At 64.9% G+C, this 15,307-nt stretch carries 10 protein-coding genes; 7 read left to right on the top strand and 3 right to left on the bottom strand.

Annotated features, from left to right (window positions below; translation table 11 throughout):
- Positions 1–121: 121 nt before the first annotated feature.
- The 7 genes from RQ479_RS19750 to RQ479_RS19720 all read left to right on the top strand — a co-directional run bounded on the left by RQ479_RS19750 (position 122) and on the right by RQ479_RS19720 (position 12,453).
- Positions 122–2,683: an ATP-binding protein gene (locus RQ479_RS19750; protein ID WP_376702307.1), complete on the top strand. Its 2,562-nt coding sequence runs from the start codon at positions 122–124 to the stop codon at positions 2,681–2,683.
- 8 nt (positions 2,684–2,691) lie between these two features.
- Positions 2,692–4,203 carry a tRNA (adenosine(37)-N6)-threonylcarbamoyltransferase complex ATPase subunit type 1 TsaE gene (gene tsaE, locus RQ479_RS19745; protein ID WP_376702306.1) on the top strand — a complete coding sequence of 504 codons (1,512 nt, stop codon included), beginning with the start codon at positions 2,692–2,694 and terminating at the stop codon, positions 4,201–4,203.
- 56 nt (positions 4,204–4,259) lie between these two features.
- The gene (locus RQ479_RS19740) at positions 4,260–5,003 is read left to right on the top strand and encodes a nucleotidyltransferase family protein (RefSeq protein ID WP_376705977.1); all 744 of its coding nucleotides are present in this window, start codon (positions 4,260–4,262) and stop codon (positions 5,001–5,003) included.
- Entirely contained in the window at positions 5,000–8,137 is a 3,138-nt protein-coding gene (gene addB / locus RQ479_RS19735; protein ID WP_376702305.1) for a double-strand break repair protein AddB, read from the top strand. Before RQ479_RS19740 ends, addB begins: the two co-directional genes overlap by 4 nt.
- A complete protein-coding gene (gene addA / locus RQ479_RS19730) occupies positions 8,134–11,646 on the top strand; it encodes a double-strand break repair helicase AddA (protein WP_376702304.1) in 3,513 nt (1,170 codons plus the stop codon). Before addB ends, addA begins: the two co-directional genes overlap by 4 nt.
- A 73-nt stretch (positions 11,647–11,719) precedes the next feature.
- Complete coding sequence (gene trxA, locus RQ479_RS19725; protein ID WP_023677558.1) at positions 11,720–12,043, top strand: thioredoxin; 324 nt, start codon at positions 11,720–11,722, stop codon at positions 12,041–12,043.
- Positions 12,044–12,171: 128 nt separating this feature from the next.
- Positions 12,172–12,453 (top strand): cupin domain-containing protein, encoded by a 282-nt coding sequence (locus tag RQ479_RS19720; protein ID WP_376702303.1) that lies wholly within the window; start codon positions 12,172–12,174, stop codon positions 12,451–12,453.
- A 47-nt stretch (positions 12,454–12,500) separates the two neighbouring features.
- Here RQ479_RS19720 and RQ479_RS19715 read toward each other — a convergent pair whose 3' ends face one another.
- The 3 genes from RQ479_RS19715 to accD all read right to left on the bottom strand — a co-directional run bounded on the left by RQ479_RS19715 (position 12,501) and on the right by accD (position 15,296).
- Positions 12,501–12,920: a VOC family protein gene (locus RQ479_RS19715; protein WP_352717210.1), complete on the bottom strand. Its 420-nt coding sequence runs from the start codon at positions 12,918–12,920 to the stop codon at positions 12,501–12,503.
- 61 nt (positions 12,921–12,981) lie between these two features.
- Positions 12,982–14,307, bottom strand: coding sequence for a bifunctional folylpolyglutamate synthase/dihydrofolate synthase (locus RQ479_RS19710; protein WP_376702302.1), 1,326 nt, complete (start codon positions 14,305–14,307; stop codon positions 12,982–12,984).
- Positions 14,308–14,369: 62 nt separating this feature from the next.
- Positions 14,370–15,296, bottom strand: coding sequence for an acetyl-CoA carboxylase, carboxyltransferase subunit beta (gene accD, locus RQ479_RS19705; protein ID WP_352717214.1), 927 nt, complete (start codon positions 15,294–15,296; stop codon positions 14,370–14,372).
- Positions 15,297–15,307: the final 11 nt, after the last annotated feature.

Here is a 15,307-nt window from a genome sequence, read left to right as displayed (position 1 = left end):
GCTGATTGATTCTTCACGCCGATTCGCGCAAGCGCTATGGTGCTGATTCGCGGTCCGGGGACGAGGCCCGGGCGCACGCATCAGGGCGGTCTTGCATTCAGGCGGCGAAGAGGACCAAGACATGCCGGGGGATAACCCGCCTTGCGCGGGACAGGCCGTTTCCGGCGGCCATAACGATTCGATCACGGGCTCCGCTGCCAGAGGCGGCAGCCTTTTATGGCGTGCCGGCAGCCGTGTCGGGGTGCTGCTTGCTTCTTCCGCGCTGGTTGGTCCGCTGCTTGGCTTTACTGCACATGCCCAAACCCGCGTGGCGCAAAAGGCCGGGCTGTCGGTAAGCACGGTCGAGGTCATGCAACTCGCCATGTTCGTCGGCGTCATGGGGGCGGCATTGCTGTCGGCCATCTTTCTGATCCGCGAAAGGGCGCGCACCTCGGCGGAAAATGCCGAGCTCAGGACCCGCATCGCCGACGTCAATGCCGCGCTGCAGCGGTCGGAGGCGCTGCTCCATTCCCGCGATCAGCGCGTGGTGGTATGGGCGGCCGAGAACAAGAAACCAGAGCTTGTCGGGACATTGCCGATCGAGAGCGGCGCGCCGGAGGACCGGGCGGCCTTCCTGGCTTTCGGACGCTGGCTGATGCCGCGTTCGGCGGCCGCACTCGAACATGCCGTCGCAGCGCTGCGGGACAAGGCAAAGGCCTTCGATCTGGTCATCGAATCGCAGGCCGGCCAGCCGCTCGAGGTTCACGGCCGCAAGAGTGCGGCGCATGTATTGGTTCGCTTCGTCTCGCTGTCGGAGACACAGCGAAGCCAAGCCAGGCTGAAGATCGAGAACCAGCGCTTAGCCGCCGACCATGAGACGCTGATCGGCCTTCTGGATGCGCTCAAGATGCCATCATGGCTGCGCACCGTCGACGGGCGGCTGAAATGGGTCAACCGGGCCTATGCCGAAGCGGTCGAGGCCGAGAATGCCGAAGCGGCGGTCCGTGACGGCAAGGAATTCCTCGGCGGCCAGGCGCGCGACACGATCGCTGCGCAGCACAAGTCGCACCCCGTCTTCGAACAGGCGCTCTCCACGGTGATCGAAGGCGACCGGCGTATGTTTGCCGTGACCGACTTTGCCGGGGCGGATGGTTCGGCTGGTCTTGCCTGCGACATCAGCGCCATCGAGGCCATTCGCGGCGAGTATGAGCGGACCGTGCAGAGCCACGCCGATACGCTCGATCAGCTCAACACTGCTGTGGCGATTTTCGATACCGACGAGAAATTGCGGTTTTTCAATCAGGCGTTCCAGAAACTATGGGGCCTCGACAGCGGCTTCCTGCACAGCGCGCCGGACAACGCCTTGCTGCTCGATCGCCTGCGCAGCGAAGGCAAGATTGCCGAGCAGCCCGAATGGCGGCGCTGGAAAGAGAGCTTGCTCGGCGCTTACCGCGCGGTTGAATCGCAGGAGCATTGGTGGCATCTGCCGGACGGCAAGACCATTCGCGTCGTCGCCAACCCGCAGCCCAAGGGCGGCGTGACCTGGGTGTTCGAGAATTTGACCGAGAAGATGGACCTTGAAAGCCGCTACCAGACCGCCGTCCGGGTTCAGGGTGAGACGCTCGACAACCTTGCCGAAGGCGTCGCTGTGTTCGGTCCCGACGGCAGGCTGAGATTGTCCAACCCGGCCTTCGCGGCACTTTGGGGGCTGGATGCCGATGCCTCAAAACCCAACGTCCATGTCTCGACGATCCGCGACCTTTGCGACCGCCGTGCCGTCGACAGTCCGTGGGGCGGGTTCGTTGCCGCCATCACCGGCTTCGACGACGAGCGCCGCGACCGCCACGGCCAAACCGAATTGAACAACGGCACTGTTTTGCGCTACGCCGTCATCCCTTTGCCCAACGGCCAGGTGATGATGACCTTCGTCGACGTTACCGACAGCGTCAATGTCGAGCGGGCGCTGAAGGACAAGAATGAGGCGCTGCAAAAGTCCGACCAGATCAAGAATGAATTCGTGCAGCACGTCTCATATGAGCTGCGCTCGCCACTAACCAACATCATCGGCTTTACCGAGCTTCTTTCACTGCCGTCGACTGGTCCGCTGAACCAGAAGCAACGCGAATATATCGGGCATGTCGGCTCGTCCTCCTCGGTCCTTCTCACCATCGTCAACGACATCCTCGATCTGGCGACGGTGGATGCCGGCATCATGGAACTCGACATTTCCGAAGTTCACATCGATCGAACCATTACGGCCGCCGCCGAACTGGTCGCCGACCGGCTGGAGGAACATGCGATCAAGCTTAGGATCGACGCGGCTGCCGCGCCGAAAACCTTCCATGGCGACGAGATCCGCGTCCGTCAGATACTCTACAATCTGCTTAGCAATGCCGCCAATTACGCGCCGGAGGCGAGCACCATAACGCTCGCCTGCCGCCAGCTTGCCAACGGCGTGGAATTTTCCGTTCACGATGACGGTCCCGGCATGCCGCCGGACCTGCTTGACTCCGTGTTCCGGCGCTTCGAGCCGCGCACCAATGGCGGCCGCCGCCGTGGCGCCGGGCTCGGCCTGTCGATCGTCAAGAGCTTTGTCGAACTGCATGGCGGCAGCGTCCGCATCGAGACCGGCAGGGATAAGGGCACCACGGTTGTTTGCGCCTTTCCCGACACGCCGTCCGGCATCCGCGCGGCGGCCGAGTAGCGCGTTCGATGGCGGTATTGGTGCTGGAGCGTCTTCTCGCCGACGAGGCTGCGACGGCAAGGCTCGGCGAGGATCTCGCCATGTCGCTGCGCATCGGCGACGTGCTCGCTCTCAAGGGCGATCTCGGCGCCGGCAAATCGACCTTGGCACGGGCGCTGATCAGGGCATTGGCCGACGATGCCGGCCTCGACGTGCCGAGCCCGACCTTCACCCTGGTCCAGAGCTACGACGCGCGTGTGCCGGTCCATCATTTCGATCTCTACCGCCTGGGCACGGCATCCGAGCTGGACGAGATGGGCTTCGACGAGGCGCTGACGCAAGGGGCTGCACTGGTCGAATGGCCGGAGCGGGCAGAGGCATATTTGCCGAAAACCTCGGTGCTGGTCGAACTTCTCCAGCAGGGCGACGGCCGACTGGCGAGACTGTCGGGAGAGGGCGCCGCCTTCGAGCGCGCGGCGCGATCGCTGGCGATGCGCGATTTTCTCGGCCAGGCCGGTTGGGGCGAGGCGCAGCGGCGATATTTCATCGGCGATGCCTCGGCTCGCTCCTACGAGATCGTCACGCTTGCCGGCTTTCCGCCGCGCGTGCTGATGAACTCGCCAAGGCTGGTGCTCGGACCGCCAGTCCGCGACGGCAAACCCTATGCCGAGATCGCCCACACCGCGCAATCCGTTTCGGCTTTCGTGGCCATCGACCGGGCCTTGCGGGCCGGCGGTGTCAGCGTCCCGGAAATCCATGACCAGGACCTCGACCAGGGTTTTCTCCTGCTGGAACATCTCGGTTCCCAAGGGTTTCTGGACAAGCGCGGCCTGCCGGTGGCCGAGCGTTATGCGGCGGCGGCCGAACTGCTTGCCATGATGCACGGCAAAACATGGCCGGCCCGCATGCCGGCCGGCCCCGGCGTCTTCCACGAGGTGCCGCCTTTCGACCGCGACGCCATGATGATCGAGGCCGAATTGCTGGTCGACTGGTATGTCCCGGCGATATCAGGCGCTCCGCCAAGCGAGGCGCTGCGCGCCGGTTACCGCAGCGAATGGAATGCGGTGCTCGATCGGCTCGAAGGGCGCGAATACACGCTTATGTTGCGCGACTTCCATTCGCCCAACCTGATCTGGCGCGCTGACCGTTCCGGTCACGATCGCCTCGGCGTCGTCGATGTCCAGGACGCGCTGATCGGACCGTCCGCCTACGACGTCGCGTCGCTCGCCATGGACGCGCGCGTCACCATTTCACCCGAAATCGAAAAGCACACGCTCGCCGCCTACATCGCCGCGCGCCGCGCCGCCGGCGCCTTCGACGAGAACGAATTCCGCGAAACCTATGCAATCATGGCCGCACAGCGCAATTCCAAGATCCTCGGCATTTTCGTGCGGCTCGAAAAACGTGACGGCAAGCCTTATTATCTGAAGCATCTGCCGCGTATCCGCGATTATCTTCGCCGGGCGCTGGCGCATCCGGCGCTGGCCGGGCTGCAGGATTTCTACATCGCCCACGGGTTGCTGGAGGAACGCTCGATTTGACGGCTACGGATTTGGGCCTGAAGGCGTCGGATGAGCAGCCGATGCCGACGACCGCCATGGTGCTCGCCGCCGGGCTCGGCAAGCGCATGCGGCCGATCACCGACACCATGCCGAAGCCGCTGGTCAAGATCGCCGGCAAGACATTGCTCGACTGGGGGCTGGACTGCCTAGCCGAAGCCGGCGTCGCCAAGGCCGTCGTTAACGTCCATTACCTGCCGCAACAGATCGTGGACCATGTAGCCCGCCGCAGTGCGCCGAGAATCGTCATCTCGGATGAGAGCAGCGGCTTGCTCGACTCTGCCGGCGGTATCGTCAAGGCATTGCCCAGCTTGGGGGCGCCCTTCTATGTGCTTAACGCGGACACCTTCTGGATCGACAGCGGCGTTTCAAATCTCAGGCGACTTGCCCTTGCATGGGAGGGCGCGACAATGGACATTCTGCTGATGCTTGCGGATCTCCAGTCGGCAACCGGGCATAGCGGCGGCACCGATTTCCTGATGGCGTCGGATGGCGCCTTGCGGCGTGCGAACAACGATCCGGCCGGCGTGATCTATGCCGGCGCCGCAATCATCCATCCGCGCATCTTCAAGGATGCGCCGGCCGGTCCACACTCTCTCAACGCCTATTTCGATGCGGCAATCGCCGCCGGCCGCCTGTTCGGCATGACGATGCAGGGTCACTGGATCACTGTCGGCACACCCGACGCGATCCCGCGGGCGGAAGCAGCGGTCGCCGCTGCGCTTGCCGGCACGCCCGATGCTGTTGCTGAGGCACCCGGCGCTCTTACCGAGTCGAAATGAGCGGCTCCCGCCGCGTTTTCTCGATCCCGCCCGGAGCGCCGTTCCTGCCGACGCTGGCCGAGGCGCTGCTTGCAGGGCGCCTGGTTCCCGGCTTTGCCTATGATGGCGATCCGCTGGTGCTGGCCGATCTCACCATCTATGTGCCGACGCGCCGTGCGGCGCGGGCGCTTCGCGGCGTCTTCGTCGATGCTCTCTCGCGCTCGGGAAGCCGCTCGGCGATCCTGCCGGTCATCCGCCCACTTGGCGAGTTCGATGAAGATGAAGCCGCCTTCGAGGCAGGAGCTTCGGCCGCCATCGACCTTGCGCCGCCGATCGCTGCGGTAGAGCGTCTTCTGCTGCTTGCGCCGCTGGTGCGGGCGTGGAAACGCCGCCTGCCGGCACATGTCGCGGCATTGTTCGATGAGGAGATAGTCATCCCGGCCTCCGCCGCCGATGCCATCTGGCTGGCGCGCGACCTTGCACGCCTGATGGATGAGATCGAGACCGAAGGCACGGATTGGGCAAGGCTCGCCGACCTTGTAACCGGCAATCTTGCAGGCTGGTGGCAGGTGACGCTCGATTTCCTGAGCATCGTGACCGAGAACTGGCCAAAGCTGCTCGAGGAACGCCATCGCTCCAATCCGGCCGCGCATCGTAATGCCCTGATAAGGCTGGAGGCGGCGCGGCTGAAGCGTAGTCCTCCGGCCGGACCGGTGATCGCCGCTGGTTCCACCGGCTCCATTCCCGCTACGGCCGAGCTGCTTGCCGTGATCGCCGGTCTGCCCAATGGCGCCGTTGTGCTGCCCGGGCTCGACCGGGCGCTGGACGAGCCGTCCTTTACCGCGATCACCACACCGGGCGCGCGCCCGGCCCTGCTTGGCCACCCGCAATACGGCCTGGCAAAGTTGATCGGCAAGATCGGCGTGCCGCGCGCCGATGTCGAGGAGATCGCTGTTGCGCCGCGACCGCTTGCGCTGCGCGCCGCACTTGTCGGCGAAGCGCTGCGCCCGGCGGAGACCACCGAGCTCTGGGCCGAGACGCGCGCCCGCTTTACGGCCGGCGATATTGCCGAGGCCTTCGCCGATGTGACGCTTCTCGAAGCGGCCAGTGAACGCGACGAAGCCGTGGCGATCGCCGTCGCGCTCAAACAGGCCGTCGAGCGGCCCAGCCAGCGCGCCGCACTCGTCACCGGCGACCGCGCTCTGGCGCGGCGCGTCTCGGTCGAGCTGTTGCGCTTCGGCGTTGCCGCCGACGATTCCGGCGGCACGCCGCTCATCAACACGCCAGCCGCCAGCCTGCTCAGGCTGGCGCTTCAGGCAGCCTTCCGCCCGGGCGACCCGGTCGCCCTGCTGTCGCTGCTCAAGCATCCCCTGCTTGGCCTCGGCCTGGAGCGGGCGAGCGTGCGCCATGCGGCCGAGATAGTCGAACTCGTGGCACTGCGCGGCGGCACCGGTCGCCCGGGCGTGGCGTCGCTGCCGCAACTCTTCGATGCCCGGCTTACCGAATTCGACTACGGTGGCAATCGCCGCCCACCCTTCTGGTGGCCGCGGCTTTCGGTCAGGCGCATTGACCAGGCCCGCGACCTGCTGATCCGGCTAACGGCCGCGCTGGCGCCGCTGGTTGCTTTTCGCGGCGAGGAGAATGCCGATCTTGCCACGCTTGTGCGTGCCAGTGTCGGCGTGCTCGAAAGCCTCGGACGCGCCGCCGACGGCAGCCTGAGCGAACTCTATGCCGGCGATGCCGGCGAAAAGCTTGCCGAGCTCTTGCGCGGTCTGGTCGCGGCCTCGGTGTCGTTCTCCTTCGCCGCTGACGAATGGCCTGACGTGATGGAGGCGCTGATCGCGCCCGAGACGGTCAAGCCGGCGCAGGGCACCGACAGGAACATCGCCATCTGGGGTGTGCTGGAAGCGCGGCTTCAGGACGTCGATACGCTGGTCGTCGGCGGGCTCAACGAAGGCGTGTGGCCGCGCAAGCCGGAGAGCGACCGCTTCATGTCGCGGCTGATGAAGACCGGCATCGATCTCGAACCGCCGGAGCGGCGCATCGGCCTTGCCGCCCATGATTTCCAGATGGCCATGGGCGCCAAAAAAGTGGTGCTGGCTCGCTCCGCCCGTTCCGGCGACGCTCCGTCGGTGCCGTCGCGCTGGCTGCAGCGTATCCTTACCTTCGTCGGCGAGGACCATTCTGCGGCACTTCGCCGGCGCGGCGATGAACTGCTTGCCTGGGCGCGTGCGCTCGATGCCGGCGAAAAGCAGGACTTTGCGCCGCGGCCGCAGCCGAAACCGCCGCTCGCCGCACGGCCGCACCACTTCTCGGTCACCGAGATCGAAACGCTACGTCGCGATCCCTATGCGGTCTATGCCAGAAGGATACTCGGCCTGATGCCGCTCGATCCGGTCATTCGCGATCCGGGCGCCGCCGAGCGCGGCACGCTGTTTCACGCCATTCTGCACCTCTTCTCGGCGAGGGTTGCCGATCCGCGCGCGCCGGAGGCGCTGGACGGGCTCATCGCCGCCGGCCGCTCCTGCTTTGCCGAGGCGGCCCTGCCGGCCGATGTCGAGGCGGTGTGGTGGCCACGCTTCGAAAAGCTTGCCGCCGGCATCATCGAATGGGAGCGCGGCCGGGCCGCAGCAGTGGCACGGCGGCACGCCGAGGAACGCGCCGAAAAGTCCGGTGTCGGCCGATCCGGCGTGACCCTGTCCGGCTATGCCGATCGCATCGATCTGCTGGCTGGCGGAATGGCCGACATTCTCGATTACAAGACCGGCTCGTCGCCATCCAAAGCACAGGCGCACACGCTGCTCGCGCCGCAACTGGCGCTGGAGGGCGCGCTACTCAGGCGCGGCGCTTTTGCGGAGCTTGGCGCGCGCGAGCCGTCGCAACTGGCCTTCGTGCGGCTGAAGCCGAATGGCGAGGTGTTCGAGGAATCCATCCTCGAATACAACCGCAAGCCGCGAACCGCCGCCGATCTCGCCGAAGAAGCGTGGGCGCGGCTGGAAAAACTGCTGATTCACTACGCCGACCCGGCGACCGGCTATCTGTCGCGGGCGTTGCCGTTCCGCGAGGGTGAGACCGACGGCGACTACGACCATCTCGCCCGCGTGCTCGAATGGTCGGCCGGCGGCGATGCCGACGACGAGGGAGGGGAGGTATGAAAAAGGCCTATCCCATCCCGAGCGACACTGCCGCCAGTCAGGAAAGCGCCTCCGACCCACGCAATTCCGCCTGGGTCTCGGCCAATGCCGGATCCGGCAAGACCCATGTGCTCGCCCAGCGCGTCATCCGGCTTCTGCTGCGCGGCACCGATCCGTCCAAGATCCTGTGCCTGACCTATACGCGTGCCGCCGCCGCCAACATGGCGAACCGGGTGTTTTCGACCCTATCGCAATGGACGGCCCTGGGCGATGCCGAGCTCTCGACACGGATAGAGGCGCTGGACGGCCGCCAGCCCGACCGCGAAACCATGCGCCGGGCGCGGCGGTTGTTTGCCGAGGCGCTGGAAACACCGGGCGGGCTGAAGATCCAGACCATCCACGCCTTCTGCGAATCGGTGCTGCATCAGTTCCCGCTCGAAGCCAATATCCCGGCGCATTTCGAAATGCTCGATCCGCAGATGGAGGCTTCGCTGTTCGCCGCCGCCCGCCGCGACATGATTTCGGGCGGCGTTGCAGGCGATGTGGCATTGGCCGAAGCTTTTGCCACCGTGCTGGAGCGCGGTGGCGAACATGGGCTCGACGCACTGCTGGCCGAGATCGTGCGCAAGCGCGATGGTTTGCGTGCGTTCATCTCCGCGGCCGGCGGTGATGGATTTCAGGCGCTGTTCGACGAGTTTCAGTTTCGCGCCGGCCAGACCGCCGAAGGCATAGCCGCCTCCGTCTGGCCGCTGCCCGGCTTCCTGCCGGATTATCTCGTCACCTTTTCACGGGCGGCTGAGGCCGCTGATGCGCGCATCGTGCTGAACAATCTGCTGCCATACGCCCGTCTTGCCTTCGCCGAGGAGCATCCGGTCCGTCGCCTGAATTTGCTCTCCAAGGCTTTCCTGAGGGCCGACGGCGAGCCTTACGATCCGGCAAAGACGTTTAAAAGGGCATTGCTTGACCGGCTGCCCGATCTTGCCGAACGTTATCTGGCGGCGGTCGACGCCATTCTCGAAATCTCCGACCGGCTGGCCTTGTTCAGGATGCTGGAAGGCACGCGTGCCGCGCTGACCATCGCCGACTGGCTGATCGCCCGCTACGAGCAATTGAAGCGCGCCCGCGGCTTCCTCGACTTCAACGACCTGATCACCCGCACGGTCAATCTACTGGCGCGGCCCGACGCCGGCCCATGGGTGCAGTACAAGCTCGACCAGGGCATCGACCACATCCTGCTCGACGAGGCGCAGGACACCAGTCCCGACCAGTGGGAGGTGGTCAAGCGGCTGGCGGAGGAGTTCTTTGCCGGGCTCGGCGCACGCGACGCCGTCCACCGCACCATCTTTGCTGTCGGCGACGAAAAGCAGTCGATCTATTCCTTCCAGGGAGCCGCCCCGGATTCCTTTGCCGACAGCCGACTTTTGTTTGCCGGCAAAGTTAGATCTGCCGCCGCCGCCTTCGCCGATCTCAAGCTGACCTGGTCGTTCCGCTCGACCGAAGATGTTCTTGCCGCCGTCGACCGGGTCTTTGCCGACCCGTACGTGCGGCGCGGCATCAGCCACGATCCCGATCCGCTCGACCATAAGGCGATCCGTACCGATGCGCCGGGTTATGTCGAGGTCTGGCCGTCGATCGGCGCCGACGTCGTCGACGAACCCGACGATTGGACGCAAGCGGTGGATCATGCCCACGCGCCGGCAGTCCGCGTCGCTGAAAACGTCGCAGCGACCATTGCCGGCTGGATCGGCGGCGGCGAGGTCATCGAAGGGCGTGGCAAGAAACTCCGCCCCGGCGACGTGCTGGTGCTGGTGCGCAAACGCGATCGCTTCGTCCATGCGCTGACGCGGGCGCTGAAGCGCCGCGACATTCCGGTGGCCGGCGCCGACCGGCTCAGCCTGCCCGGCCACATCGCGGTGAAAGACCTGATCGCACTTGGCCATTTTCTCATCCAGCCCGAGGACGATCTGTCGCTGGCCGTCGTGCTGCGCAGCCCGATCTTCGATGTCTCGGAAGAGCAGCTTTTCGCGCTTGCTGCTGAGAGGCCGTCGGGCGTCTCGCTGATCGCCTCGCTGCGCCGGCATGCCGGCGAAAGCGATGCGTTGGCCGCCGTCGTCAGCCGGCTCGACACATGGTCGAACGAAGCCGCATTCAAGCCGGTGTTCGAATTCTATGCCGCGGCTCTCGCCCGCGACGGCCTGCGCAAGACGATGATCGCGCGGCTCGGGCCGGAGGCCGGCGATATCCTCGACGAATTTCTGAATTTCTGCCTGGCCGAGGAGCGAACCGGCCTGCCAGGGCTGGAATCCTTCCTGTCGACGCTGGAAAACGCCGGCCCCGAGATCAAGCGCGAAATGGACCAGACCCGCGACGAGGTTCGCGTCATGACCGTGCATGCCGCCAAAGGCCTGGAAGCGCCGGTGGTATTCCTCGTCGATGGCGGTTCCGCGCCGTTCAGCGACCAGCATCTGCCGAGATTGATGCCGTTCGAAGGCTCGGGCGACTGCTGGGAGGGCAAGGGCTATCTCTGGCGCTCGGCCGGCGATGTCGCCAATGGATTTTCACGCGCCGCATCGGCCCGCGCCCGCGAGCTCGCCGAAGACGAATACCGCCGGCTGCTCTATGTCGGCATGACCCGCGCCGAGGATCGGCTGATCGTCTGCGGCTACCATGGCAAGCGGGCGCCGAATACCGGCACCTGGCATTCGATCGTCAGCCGCGCACTGGTCGGTGCCGCGGAGAGCGAAGAACGCCGGCATCGCGCCACTGGCGAGACCGTGCATCGTTTCCAGGTGACGAAGCTGCCGCCCATGCCACTGGCGGCAGTGGATGAGGCACGACAGGCGGAACGCTTTGCGCCACTGCCTGAAACCCTGTTCCGGCCTCTGCCGCCCTTCGAGGAATTGCCGCGGCCGCTCTCGCCGTCCGGCGCCTCGGTGCTGATCGACGAGGCGCGGCAAGCGGTGGCCGACACGCGTTCGCCGGTACTGGATGCCGACGCCGAGCCCGGCTTTGCCGTCATGCGCGGGCTGGCGCTGCACAAATTGCTGCAGATGCTGCCCGGGATCGCCGAGGGAGAACGCCGGGATGCCGCCGAACGCTATCTGGCAAGAGCCGGCGCGGAATGGCCCGACGACGAGCGCGACAAGGCCTTGGCTGGCGTTTTCAGAATTCTTGCCGACAGCCGCTTTGCGCCGCTGTTTGCACCAAACTCGCGCGCTGAAGTTGCCATCATGGGCAGCCTGGGAGTGAGGGGCAAACTGCGCTCGATTTCCGGCAAGATCGACCGGCTGGCAGTGACGCCGGACAAGGTTTCGATCGTCGACTACAAGACCAATCGGCCAGCGCCGGCTACGCTCGCCGAAGTGCCGCAAGCCTATGTTTTGCAGCTCGCACTCTATCGCGCGCTGCTTCAGCCGCTCTATCCGGGACGCGAGGTCTCGGCGGCGCTGCTGTTTACCGAGGCGCCGCGGCTGATCGAGCTGCCGGCAGGGGCCATGGACGACGCGCTTGCTAGACTCACGGGAGCGTGACACAACACTTGCTTGAAGACGGACGCGATCACCACCACATTTGGTGCGACGAACAAATCGAAAGGATCTCAGCATGGCTACCGTCAAGGTCGACAAGAGCAATTTCCAGGCCGACGTGCTCAACGCCAAGGAGCCGGTCGTGGTCGATTTCTGGGCGGAGTGGTGCGGCCCGTGCAAGATGATCGCCCCGGCGCTCGAGGACATTGCCATCGAACTCGGCAGCAAGATAAAGATCGCCAAGCTCAACATCGACGAGAATCCTGAGCTGGCCGCGCAGTTCGGCGTGCGCTCGATCCCGACACTGATGATCTTCAAGGGCGGCGAAGTCGCCGACATGAAGGTCGGTGCTGCGCCGAAAACGGCATTGTCGCACTGGATCAACGGCAGTCTCGCCTGATCCGATCAAAATTTTGCAGAAAAGCTCGGCCTCGCGCCGGGCTTTCTTGTGGCGTCACCGATCCGCAGATCTGGCACTCGCCACTTGCCGTCTCATGCTCTTGTCTGGCTTAAAGCAGGAGAAGCGATATGACCGGATCCGCCAAGGCCACCGTCTTCATCGACAATGAGCGCGTCATCGTCACCGAATACCGCTTCGCCCCGGGCGACAACACCGGCTGGCACCGCCATGGCCACGACTATGTGGTCGTGCCGCTGACGGACGGCAAGGTGAAGCTCCTGACCAAGGATGGCGAATCCTTCGCCGAGATGAAGAAGGGCGCGCCGTATTTCCGCAACGAGGGCGTCGAACATGACGTCATCAGCGCAAACGATGGCGAATTCGCCTTCATCGAGGTCGAGCTGAAGTAGTCCACCAACCATCGGCTGCGCCGCTACAATTGTCCGGCGAGGCGCGATCACCAATCCGCGATACGATCGCCGCCGACGAATTGTGCGCTTTTCTCAGTATATTCGAACAGTTCGATCTTCACGCCGTTGGGGTCGCGGATCCAGGCCTGGTAGGTGTCATCGCACGCGCGTTTCTTTGAGGTGATATCAACGCCCTTTGACCTCAGATGGGCGATCGCGGCGTCGATGTTTTCCACTTCGAGGCAGAAGTGGTTGATCTGGTTCAAGTCGCTATAGCTGGCGCCGTCTTTCTGGAACACCTCGACATGGCTACGGCTGCCGCAATTGAGGTAGAAGCCGAAAATCTTCCCGTCGCGCAGGAAATTGAACTGGGTGTCCATGCCGAGGACGTCCCGATAGAAGCTTCGCGTCATCTCCAGGTCATTCGCGAAAATGCAAACGTGAGCGAGCTGCTTTACCTTGATCATGATTGGCTCCTCGCGGTGGTCTGATAGGTGTGGCGTTATCGTGGCCAGGCTGAAGCACGCCTCAAACCGGCGGCGTGCCGTTTTCGGCCAATACCGCGCCGGCCAGGTAAAGTGACCCGCCGATCAGGATGCGCGGCGGCGGTCCGTCCCATGTGTCGCGCAGCAGCATCAGCGCATTGGCGACGGAACTAACCGGTTCGGCCGACAGGCCGGCCTCGATGGCGCGCGTCGCCAGTTCATCGTTCGGCACGCCGGCGTCGCTCAGGCTCACCGGCACGGTGTAGACATGCCGGACCAGCCCTTTGAAGGCGCGGAAATAGCCGCTCTGGTCCTTGGTGTTGATCATGCCAGAGATCAGGAACAGGGGCCGCGGGTTCTTTTCCTCCTGCTCGGCCAGCGCCTCGGCGACGACCACGCCGGCGCCGGGATTGTGGCCGCCGTCGAGCCAGATGTCGGCGCCCTTTGGCGCCAGTTCGCTCAGCCGGCCCTGAGGCAGCTTCTGCATCCGGCCCGGCCAGGCAACATTGGCCATCGCCTTCTCGGCGGCGCGGTGGCTGATCTCGAAACCCGCCGCCTTGACCGCCGCGATCGCCGCCGCCGCATTGGCGAATTGGTGGCGTCCCGGCAGGCGCGGCGGCGGCAGGTCCATCAATCCGTCTTCGTCCTGATAGACCATGCGGCCGTTTTCCTCATAGGCAAGGAAGTCCTGGCCATAGAGGAAGGCGGGGCAGTCGAGCCGCTCGGCGGTTTCGATGAGCACCTGCTGGGCCGTCTCGCTTTCCTGCGCGCCGATGACGACCGGGCATCCGCGCTTGATGATGCCGGCCTTTTCGGCGGCGATCAGCTCGACGCGGTCGCCGAGATATGCTTCGTGGTCGAGCGACACCGGCAGGATCACCGACACGGCCGGCTCGGCGATGACATTGGTGGCGTCGAAGCGGCCGCCAAGGCCGACCTCGAGGATGACGGCATCGGCCGGATGTTCGGAAAACAGCAGGAAGGTGACGGCGGTGAGGATTTCGAAGACGGTGATCTTCTGGCCTTGATTGGCTTTGGCGACGCGGGCGATGGCTTCGGCGAAGACCTTGTCGTCCACCAGCTTGCCGCCGCCATCGGCGGCCAGCCGGTAGCGCTCGTGCCAGTTCACCAGATGTGGCGAGGTGTGGACGTGGACGCGGTAGCCGGCGGCTTCGAGCAGCGCCCGTGAAAAGGCGGCACAGGAGCCCTTGCCGTTGGTGCCGGCGATGTGGATGACCCGCGGCAGCTGGTCCTGCGGATTGCCGAGCCGCTCGAGCAGCCGCGAAATGCGGTCGAGCGAAAGGTCGAAGCCCTTCGGGTGAAGCGCCATCAGGCTTTCGATTTCGCGGTCGGCGGCAAGCGTGGTCATGGAAGAATCCTAGGCGCGTGCGCAACGGCACACAACAGCCGCTCGCGCCGCGTGATGTCGCGTCAGGCGTGCGGCCGGGCTTCGGCCGGAATCACCGACGGCGGCAGGATTTCCGGCTCCTGCGGTTTTTGCTCTTCTGGCAGCTTGAGCAGCATTCTCAGCAGCCGTGCAATCGTCTGACGCATCTCCAGCCGTGACACCACCATGTCGACCATGCCGTGTTCCATCAGATATTCGGCGCGCTGGAAGCCGTCGGGCAGCTTTTCGCGGATGGTCTGCTCGATGACACGCGGTCCGGCAAAGCCGATCAGCGCGCCTGGCTCGGCAATATGCACGTCGCCCAGCATGGCATAGGAAGCGGTGACGCCGCCGGTCGTCGGGTTGGTCAGGACGACGATGTAGGGAAGGCCAGCTTCCTTCAGCCGGTCGACGCCGACCGTGGTCCGCGGCAACTGCATCAGCGACAGGATGCCTTCCTGCATACGGGCGCCGCCGGAGGCCGCAAACAGGATCAGCGGCCGCTTGCGCTGCAAGGCGACCTCGAAACCATGCACGATGGCGTCACCGGCCGCCATGCCGAGTGAGCCGCCCATGAAGGCAAAATCCTGCACCGTCACCACCACCGGCAGTCCTTCGACAGTGCCCAGCGCATTGATGATGGCGTCTTCCATGCCGGTCTTGGCCTTGGCATCCTTCAGCCGGTCTAGGTAGCGCTTCTCATCGCGGAACTTGAGCGGATCCTGAACGACCTTGGGGTTTTCCAGCGTCTCGTATTTGCCGTCGTCGAGGAAGAATTTCAGCCGTTCCTTGGCCGATATCTTCATATGGTGGCCGGAGGACGGGATGACGAACTGGTTCTGCTCCAGATCCTTGTGGAACACCATTTCGCCGGTCTCGGGATCCTTGATCCACAGGTTTTCCGGCATGTCGGTGCGGCGGCCGAGCATCGAATTGATCTTCGGGCGGACGTAATTGGTGATCCAGTTCATCGCTTCGGCTC

It is taken from the genome of Mesorhizobium sp. ISC25, assembly GCF_042295465.1.
Taxonomy (GTDB): domain Bacteria; phylum Pseudomonadota; class Alphaproteobacteria; order Rhizobiales; family Rhizobiaceae; genus Mesorhizobium.
The sequence above is the reverse complement of the archived record's forward strand: the minus strand, read 5'-3'. Positions and strand labels throughout refer to the sequence as shown.

Excerpts from the sequence above, each read along its gene's own strand:
- RQ479_RS19750 (WP_376702307.1), top strand. The coding sequence starts at position 122 with ATGCCGGGGGATAACCCGCCTTGCGCGGGACAGGCCGTTTCCGGCGGC.
- tsaE (WP_376702306.1), top strand. The coding sequence starts at position 2,692 with ATGGCGGTATTGGTGCTGGAGCGTCTTCTCGCCGACGAGGCTGCGACG.
- RQ479_RS19740 (WP_376705977.1), top strand. The coding sequence starts at position 4,260 with ATGGTGCTCGCCGCCGGGCTCGGCAAGCGCATGCGGCCGATCACCGAC.
- addB (WP_376702305.1), top strand. The coding sequence starts at position 5,000 with ATGAGCGGCTCCCGCCGCGTTTTCTCGATCCCGCCCGGAGCGCCGTTC.
- addA (WP_376702304.1), top strand. The coding sequence starts at position 8,134 with ATGAAAAAGGCCTATCCCATCCCGAGCGACACTGCCGCCAGTCAGGAA.
- trxA (WP_023677558.1), top strand. The coding sequence starts at position 11,720 with ATGGCTACCGTCAAGGTCGACAAGAGCAATTTCCAGGCCGACGTGCTC.
- RQ479_RS19720 (WP_376702303.1), top strand. The coding sequence starts at position 12,172 with ATGACCGGATCCGCCAAGGCCACCGTCTTCATCGACAATGAGCGCGTC.
- RQ479_RS19715 (WP_352717210.1), bottom strand. The coding sequence starts at position 12,920 with ATGATCAAGGTAAAGCAGCTCGCTCACGTTTGCATTTTCGCGAATGAC.
- RQ479_RS19710 (WP_376702302.1), bottom strand. The coding sequence starts at position 14,307 with ATGACCACGCTTGCCGCCGACCGCGAAATCGAAAGCCTGATGGCGCTT.
- accD (WP_352717214.1), bottom strand. The coding sequence starts at position 15,296 with ATGAACTGGATCACCAATTACGTCCGCCCGAAGATCAATTCGATGCTC.